The organism is Thalassoglobus polymorphus, from assembly GCF_007744255.1.
Classification (GTDB): Bacteria; Planctomycetota; Planctomycetia; order Planctomycetales; family Planctomycetaceae; genus Thalassoglobus; species Thalassoglobus polymorphus.
The window spans coordinates 2,944,621-2,961,359 of sequence record NZ_CP036267.1 but is presented as its reverse complement, the minus strand read 5'-3'; the positions used below and the strand labels follow the sequence as shown (position 1 = coordinate 2,961,359).

Here is a 16,739-nt window from a genome sequence, read left to right as displayed (position 1 = left end):
CTTATGTACCCGTCGGCAATTTACCGGCGGGTACTTTGCGTTTATCCACTGGCAGTAGGCCGAAACCAATTTCACCGGTGTATCTGACTCACTCCGCATGCTCGGTTGTCATTGACTCGGATTCAATAGTCATCCGTGTGATCTGTTCAAAGAAGGTTCGAGGCTGGGAATCTCCTCCCTTTCGAGCAAGGTGGGAAGGATTCGTAACTGTCCGATCGCCACGATGAGCGAGCAGGCCGCATAACCCAATGCAAGAGCGACGAATCCAAGGTGCGGTTCAGACAACTGTGTAATCATCGATTGCTCGTACGGTAAGATGAGAGCTGTCAGAAGCTTGAATCTCCACCACGAACCCGGAAACAATGGGAACCCAGAAAGAGTCAGTACACCTGCTATCGCAGGTAAGGAACCGTTCGGGAGCACTGGGCGAAGCTTCCGGAAAAGGGTGGATCTGAAGCCTTGTGTCTGGTCGTTTGAATCACTTCTACAACTCCAGATCAGCAGCAGGACCGCACTTGTTTCCACGATGAGGATTGTCAGGAATAGATTCTCTGAAGAAATGATGTTGGACGAAGCCGACCCGTTTCGCTCTGGGAAAATTTTTTGCCACCCGAGCAACACCGATACGATATTCGCCTGGCTCAAAATTGTCAGAATTGAAAGTCGACACCGCTGCTGCGGCGAGAGAGGGCCCATCAACCGCAGGCCACTTATCGCCAAACTGAAGAGCGAGACAACGCCGAGAATCGCAAGGTCTCGCTCACTCCAGCCACCATCTTCGACACATCGGAAAAGAAAGATCGCTGCGCACAGAACAGGAAGAAGCGTTCCGGTCACCAGTGACGCAATTGAATCTTCGTTGGAGAATAGAGTGGTTGCGCGCGGAACGGGAAACCAGCCGAGCATTCCGCCGATCCCGGTCAGGCAGCCAATCACACCGACCTGGTGAAGGAAAGCATCTTCAGAACTGAGGCCGATCCAAAATCCAGATCCCAGCAGAATGGAGGGAACAACCCAGTTGACATGAGAACTCCCATTGTGGCTCTCGATGCTTCGCATTTCTTTTTTGAAAACGGTCAGCAAGAAAATCAATTGCAGCGACACCCAGCCAAGTGTCGCGTTACTGAAAACGGCAACGAAAAACAGCAGGATGATCAATAAATCCTGTTTCGTGTTGGGATTTCGTTCTGTTATACCCATGAATCGTGACCGAGACCTGTTCAGTTGTTCTCTATATGCTAAGATTCTATTTTCATGCGATCATAGCTTTGAAGGCCGTTTCTTCCCATGCCTCAATTTGAACTCGTTTCTGATTTCGAGCCCGCTGGCGATCAACCGAAGGCGATTGAATCTCTGGTGCGCGGAATCCGCGAGCAGAAAAAATCTCAAGTTCTTCTCGGGGCAACCGGGACCGGTAAGACGTTCACGATGGCAAACGTCATCGCCCAGGCTCAAAAGCCTACTCTGATTCTCGCTCACAATAAAACTCTGGCCGCTCAGTTGTATGGAGAATTCCGAGAGTTCTTTCCGAATAATGCGGTCTCTTATTTCGTAAGCTATTACGATTACTATCAACCGGAAGCGTACATTCCACAGCGAGATATCTACATCGAAAAAGATTCCAGCATCAATGACGAAATTGATCGTTTGCGATTGTTGGCGACCAGCGCGTTGGTTTCTCGCCCAGATGTGATCGTCATTGCCAGTATTTCTTGCATTTATGGACTGGGCTCACCTAAAGACTATCTCGACATGATGGTCCCGTTGAATGTGGGAGACACCATCAACCGCGACGACTTCTTACTGAAGTTGATCGACATCCAATATGACCGAAACGATTTCGATTTTCAGCGAGGAAAGTTTCGCGTCCGTGGAGATGTGATCGAAGTTTGGCCAGCATATGAAGAGTTTGCCTACCGGATCGAACTTTGGGGGGATGAGGTCGAGCAACTTTCGATCATCGATCCAATCAGCGGAGTCGGCAGTAAGAAGTTGAAGGATATCTACATTTATCCAGCGAAGCACTTTGTGCTGCCACAGTCGCGCATCGATGCAGCACTTGAAGAAATTCATGAGGAACTGGCCCAGCAACTCGCCAAGTTCCAGAAAGAGGGAAAGCTTCTGGAGGCCCAACGTCTCTCTGCCCGAACTCGTCACGATTTGGAACTGCTCAAAGAGGTCGGCTTTTGTCCCGGAATTGAAAACTATTCGCGGGCGCTGGCGAATCGAAAACCAGGCGAACCGCCTGCCACCTTGTACGATTTCTTCCCCGACGACTTCCTGTTATTCGTGGATGAGTCCCATCAAACGATCCCTCAAGTTCGAGCCATGTTTAATGGTGACCAAGCCAGAAAGGGGACGTTAGTCGAGCACGGATTTCGCCTTCCCATGGCCCTCGATAACCGCCCACTCAAGTTCGAGGAATGGGATTCCCGGCGAGGGCAAACTGTCTTTGTCTCAGCCACTCCTGCCGACTGGGAACTTGAACAAAGCGACAGTGAGATCGTGCAACAGGTGATCCGGCCGACCGGTCTGGTTGACCCGGTTGTGCATATTCAATCGGCACGTGGACAGGTCCCGCACCTCATTGAGCAGATCCGCCTGCGAACCGCTCGTGGTGAAAGAACACTTGTGACGACTCTCACCAAACGCCTGTCAGAAGATCTTGTCACATACTTAAAGGAAGAGGGAATTCGCTGCGAATGGCTGCATAGTGAACTCGACGCTATTGAGCGTGTCGAAGTCCTGCGTGAACTTCGTGAGGGAAAGTTCGATACAGTCGTGGGAGTCAACCTGTTGCGAGAAGGTCTCGATCTGCCCGAGGTTTCGCTCGTTTGTATTCTGGATGCAGACAAAGAAGGGTTTCTCAGGAGTGCGACGAGTCTCATTCAAACAATCGGACGGTCCGCTCGAAATGTGAATGCCGAAGTCTTTCTGTATGCCGATCGTGTGACAAACAGCATGCAGCAAGCCATCGACGAAACAAACCGTCGAAGAGAGATTCAACTCAAATACAACGAGGACCACAATATCACGCCGGAGACGATTCAGAAGGCGATTCGGCGCGGAATTGAAGATGAAATTTCGGCTAGAAAAATCGAACGAGACGCAGTTGGTGCAGAATCGGAAGTGCAATACATCAACCAGGCATTTTTGAATGAGCTTGAAAAAGAGATGCTTGAAGCTGCTGAGAATCTCGAATTTGAACGAGCTGCCAACCTGCGAGATCGTATTGCAGATCTTCAAAAACAACTCGATAACGCCAGCGGGGCAATTACGGTTCCGGCTGATCAGGAAAGCTTTTCAACCAAGGGGAAGCAATCTCGCGGAAAAAGAGGGAAAAAACGAGGCTCAAAAGGCCGAGTTCCGAGAGGCAAGAAGAACATGTAACCGATCCGTTGTGCGGCTCCCTTGCGATTGCAAGCGAACCGGTACACTCATGGGATCATCTAGAGCATCTTTCGAGTTGGTTTGCAGGACCTGCCTCGTGGCGAACAGCAATTTCACTGGTGAAACACGTTCTGCCCCGTGGGGATGAGTGGCTCATCACATGAGAAGCGTTCTACACGGACACAAGAAGCACGAAAGTGTTCTAACGCAGTTTTGAACAGAAGTCCGCGAACAGTCTCGTGGAGATCAGCGATCCATGACATGAAAAGCATTCTTCACGGACACAAGAAACACGAAAGTGTTTAGTCGAAATATTCGTCTGCTGGGTCAAATTTGGGGACGACAATGTTGATGATTTTCATCTGGCCAATTGCTCGATGACGAACTCCGGGAGGAATTAAAATGCACATTCCGGGGCGGATGGGGACTTGCTCATCGTCGAGCTGCATTTTGGCATCTGGACCACACTCAAGGATGTAGTAGGTTTCAGTATGTTCTTTATGATAGTGCACGCGTGCGTCATCTGAGATTTCGGTGACATGCACTGTGCCGGGAGAGTGCTCATTCTCCGCGAACGCTCGTTTCGCACTCCCACAAGGGCACGGGACACCGGCGAGGTTTTCGAAATCGACGACCTGGTACTTCTTATCTGCAGTAGATTTGTTTGTCACTGAATTCTCTGTTACTGAATGACTCATGCGAACCGTCCCTGACCCTGAAATTCTTTTGGAAGATCCCGCTTTTATGCGCCCGTCGTTTTTTGACTCATGCGACCCGGCTCGTGAAGATAGAGCGTCAGAATGGCGAGGTCAGCTGGGGTGATTCCACTAATTCGGCCAGCTTGCGCGATGTCGGCTGGTTTGACCCGCGAAAATTTGTCTTTCGCTTCATTCCGCAATTGTGGCACGGCTCGATAATCGAAAGTGACCGGAATTCTGAGGGAAAGCGATTTTTTCTGACGCTCGATGTCCTGCTGTTGCCGTTTCACGTATCCGCTGTATTTGACCTCGATTTGTACTTGTTGTTTAGCTCGCTCGCTCATCTCAACATTCGCGAGTTCTGAAGAGAACTCACAAAGTTGAGGCCATTCAATTTCGGGACGTCGCAGCCATTCTTCAAGAGAATTTCCTTGATGTCGAAGCTTGGCGAGCAGGGTGAGTGCAGTTTGAATTTGAGTTTCGTACTGCTGGAACTGAGCGCATCGTTCGGCATCAGCCAGGCCGAGTTGTTGGCCAATCGGAGTCAATCGACGATCAGCATTATCTTGACGAAGCAGCAGACGGTATTCCGCACGTGACGTGAACATGCGGTACGGTTCATCGACTCCTTTGGTGACGAGGTCGTCGATCAACACACCCAAATAGGCTTGTGAGCGGTCGAGAATGAATGGTTCTTTGTTGGCAATTTTCAGGACAGCGTTGACGCCTGCGATCAACCCTTGACCGGCAGCCTCTTCATATCCAGTCGTTCCGTTGATTTGACCGGCGAAGTAGAGCCCACCGACACGCTTGGTTTCGAGTGTGGCGAACAACTGCGTTGGCGGAGCAAAGTCGTATTCGACCGCGTACCCATATCGCATGATCTCAGCATTCTCGAGTCCAGCGATGGAGCGAACCATTTCATCTTGAACGTCGCGTGGGAGGCTTGTTGAAATTCCGTTGCAGTAAATCTCGAGAGTGTTGCGCCCTTCCGGTTCCAGAAATATCTGATGTGAAGATTTGTCCGCGAAGCGTACAACTTTGTCTTCAACCGAGGGGCAGTAGCGAGGGCCTGTTGAGCTGATTTGCCCGCTGTACATTGGAGCACGGTGCAAGTTGGCTTTGATCACATCATGGACATGCTGATTGGTCGCTGTCAGCCAGCAGGGGATCTGCTCCTGTTCAATCTTTTCAGTCATGAAGGAGAACGGCTGTGGATTTTCGTCGCCTGGTTGAATTTCCAGTTGACTGTAATCAATGGTCCTGCCGTTAAGGCGTGCAGGTGTTCCTGTTTTGAAGCGTTCGAGTTGAAAACCGAGTTCCCGGAAACTGTCGGACATTGTTCCGGTGGTTCCTTCGCCGGCGCGTCCTCCTTTTGTCTTCGCTTCCCCTGTATGCATGATTGCTTGAAGAAACGTTCCGGTTGTGATGATGACAGCTTGTGCTCGATATTCTGCTCCTCCTCGTACGAGGACTCCGGTGATCCGCGGACAATCTTCCGGCTCGGGTTGCGGAGCCCCTTCGGGAACAGGAGTTCCCTCGATGATCAGCGATTCGACCATTTCCTGTCGGATCGTCAGGTTTTCCTGCTCCTCAACGCGAAGCTTCATCAGGAACTGATACGCTTTTTTATCGGCCTGTGCACGTGGCGACCACATTGCGGGGCCTTTTCCGCTGTTGAGCATGCGAAATTGAATGCCTGTCGCATCAATTAACTTGCCCATTTCGCCACCGAGCGCATCGATTTCCCGAACGATTTGCCCCTTTGCAACTCCACCGATGGCTGGGTTGCAGCTGAGTTGGCCGATCGTATCGCAGTTCATCGTCAACAGTGCGGTTTTTGCGCCCATCCGTGCACTTGTCAGTGCTGCTTCGGTCCCGGCGTGTCCGGCTCCAATGACGATGACGTCATATTGATAGTGAGTTTTACTCATACTTTTTCGCTTGATCGCTTCGCACGGAAAACAAATGTATTCGAAAAGACCCTGAACGGATCTGGAAATCTGAATTTGGCCTCTCAAACAATGAGAGGCCGCTTTATCGCAGAGGTTATCGAGTTGGTACCAAAAATGTGCAACGTGATGCGGTCGTTAAGACTTGAAATCGCAAATTTGTGAGAGCCAGATCATGACTCTCGACAGAATTTTTGCGATGACTGCTTCGACACGGTGATACGTGAAGAGCCAAAAGTTCCCAATCTTGGAGAAAATCTGTGTGAGCGACTGCAACTTCAGTGAACAACAATGGTTCAGATAGCGTTTCAGGTATCGTTATTTAGTAGTTCTTGTTTTCGGTTGCGGGTTGGGCTCAATCTTCCTTCGGTTCTGCTGGTTTCAGGTATTCCTCGGAGCTGAAGGGCTCGGGGTGGTTGATTGTGACCCTTGAGACCTGAAATTTCCCCCGGAACAGACGACCGTCGAGGACGACGGGCATGCCAGCTTCGATTAAGCTCAAATCGTTTGACATCACTTTTACGGTGTAGTTTTTTTCTAAATTAATACCTGGTGCTCTCCCTGGCACGTCCAGGGCCAGCATTGTGTAATCAGGGTAATCGGGATTCGGCTCCATCGCTTGAATGGTTCCCATCACCTGAAAGGTATTGATGTCTCCTCCTGCTTGCCGTGGAGCTTTGCCAATTTTTCCACGTGGAGGCTTTTTGCCTTTTCCCAGCAGAAGGACGTTGATCTCATTGAGGAAGAGCGCCTTGTTCGTCAGGACACCTTTGCCACCAATAAATGCACCGACTCGAACGAACCCTTGATCTCCTGTCCCTTTGATGTCAACAGGCACCCTATTCGTGAGCGGGATTTCCATCGTCTCACCTTGATCATTGGCAACGACGAGAACTTTTACTCGTCCCATCGTCTTGATCTCAGAGACTGTCCCTTCGACAGTCGGAGGCTGTTGTGGTGTTTGAGTTGCAGATCCTTGATTTTGTTGTGCCCAGGCGGACTGAGTCAGAACTGACATTCCGAGAATTGACAAGACAATAAGGTGTTGCACAATCAGGGTCCTCAATAAAAGTGAGTGATGACATTGGTCCCGCACCTCTTATTAGAGCAGTTTGCTCTACCGTGTGCCCGTGAAGAACGCATTTCTCTAGACCCAGTCCGAAAACCTCTGGAATAGCCGCTTTTCTCAACGTTTGAGAGAGCAATTTCAAGTTTGAGGATCAGATCTAAAAAATGCTGTTCGCCACGAGGCAGAACCTGCAAACTAATTCGAAAGATGCTCTAGCTCTAACAAAAGCTGGGAAAGATAGCAAGTTTCTCACTTTTGTCGAAATTAACGTCCAATCTCTGTCGAGAGTTTCAGGCAGGCCTTTCGACGAATTCGAGATGGAATGGCCGCTCTGAATCGTATGGCTGGGAACGTTCAGCTCACGGTTCGTCACGCATTTGCATGAAAAGGGCTTTCTTTTCGCCGGGAAGCGTGAAGTCGAATCCGCAATTCAGAAAGAATTTGTCGGTCGATGTGATCGCCATGACTTCGAAGACATTTCGTTCCCTCGCAAGCTTAAGGCAGGCCTGAATTAAATCTTTCCCTACGCCCTGTCCCTGCATGATGGGACGGACGCACAAAGAGCGAATCTCAGCCAGTTTGCGTGAGTAGATTTCCAGAGCCACAAATCCAACAATTTGATTCTGCACTTCCGCGACAAAACCAGTGGGGATCAGGAGTTCGAGTTCATCACTTGTGCGCGGGAGAATCCTCCCGGCTGAAACAAAGTCCGTCAGGAATGCATCAATATTGTTTAAGTCGCTGCTCGTCGCCGCTCGTACGATGACCGAGTGAGTTGAAGCATCGGTAGAAGAATTGGGTTCGGACACGGCGGAAACTCAAACTGAGAGTGAGGAAAGGGCGAAATCAAGGACTAGAATATTGCTCATCACTAAATGAGAAATGCACTACAGATAATCAACATGACGGCAATCGCAAACGCGCCGCAAATGGCCATCCCCACAGGAGTTTCGAAAAAAGAGACAAGACCAATTCCAAAGGACCGCTTCGTTGTAAAATCGAATCTGTAGTTTCCGCTGGTCACCGACTGACTCTCAATCTGAACTTCTGTGATCGCATCTGAGACGAGTTTGTCCTGATCCTGCAACCGCAGGCCTGAGATCTCAGCAAGTGAAACCGGCTTGCTAAGTTTCCATGTCAATCCGTTGGCAGCTGATCGATTCGGTTTGGCTCCCAGGCGGACTTTGCCTCCTTGGTTCAGGATGAGAATGATTTCGTAATCGGGGAGTGCATCGGTTTTCTTGAAGAGAGGGATGTTGTGATCCCGGGGTTCTTCTTCTTCACTGATCGCTGTGACGCGGACTTCCGTCAGCCCAGTGCTTCTGATCACTGCAACGACGACGCAGGAGAGTACGCTGATGGCGACAACACCGCAGCAAATCAGCTTCGTGATCTCCCAGGCAGAGCCATTGGAAGGTGGAGGTTCATGATCCGCAGGCTCGTCCGGCATTCCGACCGCTCTTCAAATTCGTCCCCGTGCAACTGCAATGCTTGTCGTACTTGAGAAGCTTACTGGCACGACGTCATCGCTTGCTTGCCACAAGGCAAGACGCTTACATCATTTTCAAAAAACTTTTGTGACTACTGGTGCATCGCCATTTCACTCAGTGCTTCAATTCGTCCCTGATACAATTCTCGAATATCCGAGAGTCCGTAGCGGATCATCGCAAGGCGTTCCATGCCGAGGCCCCAGGCCATCACAGGATGCTTGCAGCCGAGTGGTTCGGTGACTTCGGGGCGGAAGATTCCGGAACCTCCCATTTCGATCCACTTGCCACGGCTTTCGAGGTAGACAACGACGTCGACGCTAGGTTCGGTGTATGGATAAAAAGCTGGCTTGAACTTCACCTGTTTGAAGCCCATTTTTTTGTAGAACGTTTCCAGCGTTCCCAAAAGTGATGCCAGCGACGCATTCTCATCGATGACGATCCCGTCGACCTGATGAAAGACTGGCAAGTGCTTGTAACTCATGGTTTCATTACGACAAACCCAGCCCACGCAAAACGTTTTCAGCGGAGGATCAGGGTGTTTGGTGAGAGCACGAATCGTGGAAGCTGTTGTATGAGTCCGAAGCACGACTTGCTTGGAAATCTCAGGGGACCATTTGTATCCCCAGCCTTCAGAACCGGTGTCGCCACCATCTTCATGCGCTCTACGAACACGATCAACCAGGTCCGCGTCCTCTGGCAAGTTCGTCGTTGCAGGCTCTGCCATATAAAAGGTGTCCTGCATATCGCGAGCCGGATGGTCCTGCGGCTGAAACAGGGCGTCAAAGTTCCAGAAGGACGATTCGACCATGGGCGAAGCGACTTCGGTGAATCCCATCTCCAGATAGGCTCGGCGTGTCTGTTCAATGATTTTCCGAAGCGGATGCACTTTTGCAGGTTGAATCTCTTCAGCGGGAAGAGTGACGTCATAGGGACGCAACGTGATCTCTTTCCAGTCGCCACTTCGCAGGTCGTCTGGCGTCAGTAGATTTCTCTCTTTCTTGACAGAGATTCCCGACTTGAATAACTCGCGTCCCTGATCCGTCATTGAAAGAAGACGACGCACGCGGCTTTTGATCTTCGCAAGGTCGCCACGTTTTCCCAGCAGTTGCTTCACCCGATCTGCTTCATCTACTTGTGAGAGCTGAATCGCTTTCCCATCTGCTTTCAGGAGTGCTTTCTCGTCGGCATCCTGTTCTCCATTTGCAGCCGATTTTCCTGCGTCGGTGATGCGAACGCCTTGCTTGTCTCGGTCAATCCAGCCACGTGCTTTCCCCCAGCGGAATACATCGTTGACCGCAATCTTCGCTTGTCCGGCAGCTTTGGCGAAGTCGCCGGTCGCCATTTCTCCACCGGCCTCTGTGAGCAAAGCCAGAGCTTTTCGCTCTGCGAGTCCATCATTGATGAGCTGAATCGCTTCCGCAGCTGGGATCAACTCATCGAAGTTTTCTTCCTGGATAACGAGAAAACCTCCTTCAACAGCCTCCTGTGCCACAACCAAGACCTTGGACTGGTCGGTATTTAATTCCGTAGCCAGTTCGTTGACTTCGATTTGCGGAATCGAAGCCAGCTTCTCCCAGACCGAGTGTGAGAATTCATCAAGTTGAATCGGATCAGACATGTTTAATGCGTTTGGGGCCAAGGTTACAGGATTACAGTGCTCGGAATTCATATTTCTCAGGTGCGAATCGTAGCAATCTGAATCCGATGATGAAACTACAGGATTGCTAAGCCAGTCCTGTAGTCGATTCACTGGTGTCATCACAGAGACAGCACTCGTGTTCAGACTCACCTTTTCGCACTTGAGTAGCTGAACAGGCAGGCAGCAGGCGGGCCGTTGAACAGTCGGGCAGCCGGGCAGTATTGAAACTGGCTCAGTATTTCGCTTTGGCCCGTATTAATCCTTGGCTAGTGATTCCATCACCTGAGCTCGAACTCCCTGCATTCTTTTCCGGTTGACACCCATGTCGGATCGGCCAACGCGAGATGCGGAACGGAAGTGAATCAAATGAGCCTCCGTGTCGACATAAACCTCGACATCGTCCACAAAGCGAAAGATCAAGCTCGCACATTCTGCATGGAGATAATGTTCCTTCTCCTCAACAATTTTTGTGCGAGGATGGTTGGTGAGTGCCTCTTTAACTTTAGCAATGGCTGTGGCGGGATCTCCTTCGAAAGGGATCGGTTCCATTTTCTGAGACGGGTCTTTCTCTTGAGTGCTCACGCAATTCGGAGAATTCGGGCAGGGAGCCAATTTCCCATCTTTGACTCCAAGGTTTGTCGGAGCTTTGGACATCAAACTAAACCATGCGAGAGTGCAAATGGGGGCGATAATGGCAACGATGGTCAGGCGCAGTAGCCTATTCTTTTTTAACATTTCCTGCTCAATCGCTTGAAGTCAGCATGGGGATGAAAGAAAGTCGTCAAAAGTATTTAGACCAGTTCCTGTAATCTGAATTCGCTCTCTCAAACACTGAGAAAAGCGTCCATTCCACAAGTTTGCGGACTGGTTCTCATTTCAAATTCATCAACGACTGCGACACCATACAAACGTGACGCAAAAAACGAAACCAATTTTACGCCCCATGTCTATGAACGTCGATCGCCCCTGGCTCAAACGAAACTGGATTCAGCATACTCAATTGATGCTGGACTCGTATCAGAAATATCTAGGTGAAGAATTGATCTCCCGCGAAGGAAGTGCAGAGCAGCAGGCGCAGCGACTTTTCGAAGCTCCATTTGTCGTGGTCTCGCACGATAAACGGCCTGATCCAACTTTAAATTACGGAAATGCCACCGCTCTCGAACTGTGGGAAATGGACATCAAAACGCTCTGCGCGACACCTTCCCGTATGACAGCTGAGCCAGTCCATCGTGACGAACGTAAACAACTCCTTAAACGGACGACCAATAATGGCTACGTCGATGACTATTCCGGCATCCGTATCAGTAGCACCGGAAAACGATTCTTCATCGCCAAGGCCACAGTCTGGAATCTGATTGACTTCAAAAACAATTATCAGGGGCAAGCTGCGACATTCTCTGAGTGGAGAATGTTAGAAGAAGGCGAATAGATCAATCGCTGAGCGGCAATGTCAAATTCACATGTCACGATCTTTCAACACCGGAACGGAGCAAATTCCCAATGTCCTTAAAGCTCCCGGTAGCCATTCTCGCTCTGAGTCTCTCTTGCGTCTCTGCATGTATCCCTGCAAATGCTGAGGAGACTTCCCCTGCGAAGTTCAAAAAACAAACACTCACGAATATCTACTATGCCGACGGGATCAACGCGGGCGACATCAACAACGATGGAGACGTAGATGTTGTTTGCGGTCCTTTTTGGTACGCAGGGCCGGACTTCAAGGCGACGCACGAGTTCTACAAAGCGGTTCCGTTGCCACCGGAGGCTTCGCCTTCGAACAGTATGTTCACATTCCTGCATGACTGGAGCGGAGATGGATGGCTGGACATTCTCGTTTTGGGGCGAGTCCATTTGCATCAGGCGTTTTGGTACGAAAATCCAGCGAAGTCAAACAGCCCTTGGAAGAAACATTTCGCTTTCGAGCGCGTCAAAGGAGAGTCTCCGACATTGGTCGACGTAAATGGAGACGGTCGCCCGGAACTCCTTGCACACTGGGAAAACGAATGGGGATTCATTTCACCAGACGAGAGCGATCCGAAACTGCCCTGGAAGTTTTATGGCGTTGGTCATCAGCAAGACTGGCCTCAATTTTACCACGGGCAGGGAGTGGGAGATATCAACTCAGACGGCAGGATAGACATTATCCTGAACGATGGTTGGTACGAACAACCTGAGTCAGAACCGTTCAGATCAGCTTGGGCTTTTCACCAAGGGAGTTTAACCGGATCACGTGGTGGAGCACAAATTTTTGTTGACGATATCGATAACGATGGGGATGCCGATCTCGTCTCGTCCCTCCATGCCCATGAATGGGGCCTCTCATGGTTCGAGCAAATTCAAGCACCCAGTGACGACACTTCAACAGTTACTAAGCTTGGTGACACCATTTTTCTGAACCATCAGTTGATGGGAACACGCGAGGAAGAAAAACAGTATGGCGTTGCCTTCTCGCAGCCACATGCTCTGGAAATCCATGATCTCAATGGTGATGGACGCAAAGATATTATCGTCGGCAAACGTGTCTGGGCGCACGGCCCGAAAGGTGACGTCGAACCGATGGGAACTCCGGTTGTCTACTGGTTTGAAGCGACGACTCGCAATGGAAAGCCAACTTTCCTGCCCCACCTCATCGACAACAAATCCGGGGTCGGCACGCAAATCATGGTCAAGGATCTCAACCAGGATGGCAAACCCGATGTTCTGACCGCTTCGAAGTTGGGCGCGTTTGTGTTTCTGAATGAACTCGTAGAGTAGCTTCGGGCCACTGAGTTTTTCGGAGAGAACCGTTTCTTCACATGTATAGATTCGGACAAGAGGCGTCCGGCGTGCTATGACTTTTGTGATCCAAGAAGCGGATCGAAAACTTTCGGCAAGTACTGGTAAAGAACCCATTGACCGAATGCGTACAGCAACGGGAGAACGACGATCGGCAGCAGGAACCAGCTTATCGTCCAGCCGATGAGACCTCCTAATCCGGCGATGAATCCAAATGCAAAGAAAGAACCTGCAAGGCGGAAGATGTTCGTCCAGTTCCATGCTGACAGAAAGCTGGAAACGAAGAGAGTTGGTCCAATGCAGGCGATCCCGATGATTCCAGTTGCGACATAATAGCCAAACAGCGGCGATGACCAGGAGATTGCAGCGAGAACTCCCGGAAGAAAAAGAAGATCTGGAATTGCCGTGCGTCGCCAAGATCGTTGCCAGCCTTTGTAGATCTCAATCGGATCTGAACATGCCATCGACAGTGAAGGAAGCGTTTGCTCCTTCACTTCATGAGCCAGGGAGAGATTGGCTGCCATGATCGGCGACATTACCAATCCTGCGCCTGCGCACAAATAAAATCCATACTCAGTGACAGAAAGTCCGAAGTAGTTCATCACCAGAATCACAGCAATGAGGAGGACGTACGCGAGTGCTCGACCTTTGATCGTGGTCATGCCGTTTTGGTGGTAGTAGCATGCTTGCCAGGCGAGAGCATCGGGCCAGCACCTTGGCATTCTCTTTTTCTTTACCGGTGACTCAGCTGCAGTTTCACCATCAATACCAAGAGTTGTCGCGCCAATCTCAGAAAAAATCGTTCGGGAGTAGCGCCACAAACAAAAGCCTGTGAAAGTCAATAATACAGCTGCTTGAAGCACGAGGTCGTCAGGGCGAAATCCACCTGTGACTAAGGCTAAAACTTTGCGGAAAACTGACAAGTGGATCAGCCCTTGAATGAGGTCGTCCAGACTGGGGATGAGTTGTGCCCCGTTATAAGCTGCGATTGCCTGAAATAAGATCCCCAGGTTGGAAAGGACTTCCCATAGCATGTAGGCGCCCCAGACCACACCAAAAGTGATTCCCTTGGCGACACTTTCAGAGCCAAAAAATAATCCCAGTGACGAAAGCCATGCAAAGAGAGCCAGGTAGAGTATCTCCAGGTATAGGACAGTTCCCCAGCTTAAATTGCCCATCGTTACCAGCCATGCCAGAAACGGAAGCCGCACGACCCAGATCATCAGAAACGTACTCCATGCCTCAACTGAGTTCGCCAAACACCATTCCCCAGGTGAGATTCCCGTCAACGCAATCAGAGAGGTCGCTCCGCTTGTGCGTGTGCCGATGAATTCAAACGTCGCGTAACCCGCTAGCAAGATCAGTCCAATCAGACTGAACAAGTAGAACAAGAATTGTAAGACATGGGTAATGGGAACTCCGCGGGGCGTCAGTGAGGCTGTCAAAAGCAACGGCAACGCCAGGATCAGGACGAACCCACCACGAAAGAGGGCAGGAGCGAGCCGCTTTGATTCAATCGTTGAAGTCGATTCCAGGATGTTTCGAACACGATTCATTCCGACTTTTGTAAGCAGGCAAGATCCACAGCGTCAAGCAGGTCACTCAACGAGGTTGGAGGAGAGTGATATTCAATTTATGACGGGGCGGCAAAAAGGAAGTCTTTGCTGGTATGAAAACATTTTGGTTGCGGATTTTTCTCACACGATTTCCGATTCCATTGTTGCACAGTTGGACGCTAAGAAGCATGATGAGACTGTGTGGCTGGCAGATGCTCGCGCAGACGACCTATTCTACCCAGCTGCCGAGCGATAGGCGGCAACGCGGCGGATGTTCAGACCGAGAGCGCGCAAGGTTGCCACATAGGTGATGTTACCCATTCGTCGAACTCGCAATCGAGCCATGCCCATCTGGTATTTGAACCGTGACATGGTTGCTTCAACTCCAGCTCGCCATCGATAGCGGTCGCGAAATTCGTCCCCTCTTTCCCTCAATCTGCGTAGTCGAAGACGCACGCGATCGTGTGTGTATTGATAGCGTGCTGAATGGCGTCCCACTGATGCTGCTGGACACCGATCCTTGTGAGGACAGCCTTCACATGTCTCCTTCGAAAAAATAACCTGGAGACGAACTCCAGAAACGCTTGTCTCTGATGGCTGCTGTCCTGTGGGACAGCATGTGATGCATCCTTCTTCATCGACCTCAAAGTCTTCAAGCGTGAACTTGCCCTGCAACTTTCCCTTGGGCGTCTGCGCCGGCGAGACGATTTCAACATCGCGCTCACATCCGTTTTCGATACACTCAGTCGATCCATAGTGCGAGTCGGCAAGAAGCGTCTGCGGCTTGATACCACGTTGCTCAGTGTCATTGAACGCAGGAGGCAGAGCGTCTTTATCGTGCATCGTTAACGGATCGACAGCCACGTGAGTGATCAGATCAGGTTTGGGCGTGTTTGAGACATCCGGCTCCTCGGAATCTTCTTCATACGTTTCCATAATCTGCACGAGATAACCTGTGCCACGATGTTTGTTGTAGCGGGCATCGGGATCAGCGGGATTGATCACCCCATCACATTCCGTTTTACTTGGTGGCCGCACTGTGACGGACTCTGCAGCGGAATCAGAAACCTCACACTGCTCGTGAAAGATTTGTTGCAGTAACTGGAAGCTTTCCAAATTCGAACATTCCGCATTTTGAAAGAGCCCGATGAGCTTAAAGACATCTTCGGCAGCTTCCGTGATCCGCTTTTTGGATTCACTGGGCCGTGTGTCGCCAAAGCAACCGTCACCTGTTCGAGTGACATACTTACGAATCATTTCTGGATCGACCAACGAATATTGCTCAGGATGCATTCGTTTTAGCTCTCGCAGAAACTTGCTCGTTGCCTCGACCAAAATTCCCAGCCTCGTTAATCCACGAATGGCTGATCGCACCGCTGTTGAATCAAGACGTTGCTTGCTTGTATCGACGCCAATCTCCTCAATGAGTTTGTCTGTCAGCGTGCGGAAAAGAACTTGATCAAAGCCAGCATCCAGTACTTTCTTGCGATAGTTGCGAAGTGTTCGCTCGCAGAGGTAGGCGTCAGAATCTTGTCTGATATCCAACGCGTAATGCCAAGCGATATTCAACGCGATCGCTTCGGTGGTTTGCTGATCGGTGAAATCATGGAGTTGCTGAAGAATCAATGCCCCCAGGGCGACGTAGAGATCCTTCGTCGGACGCCCAAAATCATCACGGAATTCGGCAGCAAGCTCACGGACGGGAAGCTGCTTCAGCAAATAGTCCCTGAAAACTCCGGCCCAACTCCGATCAAGAAGACGTCTTCGTTTGAGCCCTAGATATTCCCAAGGATCAAACAGATCACCGCTGTGATGGTCGCGTAGAGTAAGCATGTCGCGAATTTACCGCGAAACCAAATCGACACAACTCCAACCACCAGACTTTTTGCCGCCCCGTCAATTTATAGGTCTGTTTGAAGCAGGCGGGAAGTGGCGGGAGGACTTCCACTTCGTTGGGAGCCTCTGACGCTCGACGTGCCAGAATTCAGATAAGAATGCGTACTTTTTTCAGTGATGAAATAGATCTTCTTCATCCCGGGATGGTGTTTTGACTTGCCGTTTGAATTCGTCAAGCAGCACAAAGGCTCATTAAATTACTGTTTTCTGAAAGATGAGTAGATTCTATTCCGATGAATCCATTAGAATTCGCTGATGAGTTGAATGTGAAATG

Annotated in this window: 13 protein-coding genes; 3 read left to right on the top strand and 10 right to left on the bottom strand. The window is 50.3% G+C overall.

Annotated elements, in window-relative coordinates; all coding sequences use genetic code 11:
* Positions 1 to 129: 129 nt before the first annotated feature.
* Complete coding sequence (locus tag Mal48_RS10705; RefSeq protein ID WP_145198799.1) at positions 130 to 1,200, bottom strand: hypothetical protein; 1,071 nt, start codon at positions 1,198 to 1,200, stop codon at positions 130 to 132.
* 87 nt (positions 1,201 to 1,287) lie between these two features.
* On the opposite strand from Mal48_RS10705, the gene uvrB reads away from it, so the two are divergent.
* Positions 1,288 to 3,390 carry an excinuclease ABC subunit UvrB gene (gene uvrB, locus Mal48_RS10700; protein ID WP_145198796.1) on the top strand — a complete coding sequence of 701 codons (2,103 nt, stop codon included), beginning with the start codon at positions 1,288 to 1,290 and terminating at the stop codon, positions 3,388 to 3,390.
* Between the two features lie 302 nt (positions 3,391 to 3,692).
* On the opposite strand, the gene Mal48_RS10695 is transcribed toward uvrB, so the two are convergent.
* The 7 genes from Mal48_RS10695 to Mal48_RS10665 all read right to left on the bottom strand — a co-directional run bounded on the left by Mal48_RS10695 (position 3,693) and on the right by Mal48_RS10665 (position 10,973).
* Entirely contained in the window at positions 3,693 to 4,061 is a 369-nt protein-coding gene (locus Mal48_RS10695) for a cupin domain-containing protein (RefSeq protein ID WP_231739987.1), read from the bottom strand.
* Positions 4,062 to 4,132: 71 nt separating this feature from the next.
* Positions 4,133 to 6,022 (bottom strand): tRNA uridine-5-carboxymethylaminomethyl(34) synthesis enzyme MnmG, encoded by a 1,890-nt coding sequence (gene mnmG, locus Mal48_RS10690; RefSeq protein ID WP_145198790.1) that lies wholly within the window; start codon positions 6,020 to 6,022, stop codon positions 4,133 to 4,135.
* Between the two features lie 373 nt (positions 6,023 to 6,395).
* A complete protein-coding gene (locus tag Mal48_RS10685) occupies positions 6,396 to 7,058 on the bottom strand; it encodes a hypothetical protein (protein WP_197442243.1) in 663 nt (220 codons plus the stop codon).
* Positions 7,059 to 7,468: 410 nt separating this feature from the next.
* Entirely contained in the window at positions 7,469 to 7,918 is a 450-nt protein-coding gene (locus Mal48_RS10680; protein WP_231739986.1) for a GNAT family N-acetyltransferase, read from the bottom strand.
* A gap of 62 nt (positions 7,919 to 7,980) precedes the next feature.
* Positions 7,981 to 8,559, bottom strand: coding sequence for a hypothetical protein (locus Mal48_RS10675; protein WP_145198784.1), 579 nt, complete (start codon positions 8,557 to 8,559; stop codon positions 7,981 to 7,983).
* Between the two features lie 131 nt (positions 8,560 to 8,690).
* A complete protein-coding gene (gene pheS, locus Mal48_RS10670; RefSeq protein WP_197442242.1) occupies positions 8,691 to 10,217 on the bottom strand; it encodes a phenylalanine--tRNA ligase subunit alpha in 1,527 nt (508 codons plus the stop codon).
* 276 nt (positions 10,218 to 10,493) lie between these two features.
* A complete protein-coding gene (locus Mal48_RS10665; RefSeq protein WP_197442241.1) occupies positions 10,494 to 10,973 on the bottom strand; it encodes a DUF1499 domain-containing protein in 480 nt (159 codons plus the stop codon).
* A gap of 208 nt (positions 10,974 to 11,181) precedes the next feature.
* Between Mal48_RS10665 and Mal48_RS10660 the strand changes: the two genes are divergently transcribed.
* Positions 11,182 to 11,670 (top strand): MEKHLA domain-containing protein, encoded by a 489-nt coding sequence (locus Mal48_RS10660; protein WP_145198778.1) that lies wholly within the window; start codon positions 11,182 to 11,184, stop codon positions 11,668 to 11,670.
* A 71-nt stretch (positions 11,671 to 11,741) separates the two neighbouring features.
* Positions 11,742 to 12,992 (top strand): FG-GAP repeat domain-containing protein, encoded by a 1,251-nt coding sequence (locus Mal48_RS10655; RefSeq protein WP_145198775.1) that lies wholly within the window; start codon positions 11,742 to 11,744, stop codon positions 12,990 to 12,992.
* A 74-nt stretch (positions 12,993 to 13,066) separates the two neighbouring features.
* Here the strand turns inward: Mal48_RS10655 and Mal48_RS10650 are convergent, their stop codons facing one another.
* Positions 13,067 to 14,569 carry a hypothetical protein gene (locus Mal48_RS10650; RefSeq protein WP_145198772.1) on the bottom strand — a complete coding sequence of 501 codons (1,503 nt, stop codon included), beginning with the start codon at positions 14,567 to 14,569 and terminating at the stop codon, positions 13,067 to 13,069.
* A gap of 234 nt (positions 14,570 to 14,803) precedes the next feature.
* A complete protein-coding gene (locus Mal48_RS10645) occupies positions 14,804 to 16,402 on the bottom strand; it encodes a transposase (protein WP_145196549.1) in 1,599 nt (532 codons plus the stop codon).
* Between the last annotated feature and the right edge of the window lie 337 nt (positions 16,403 to 16,739).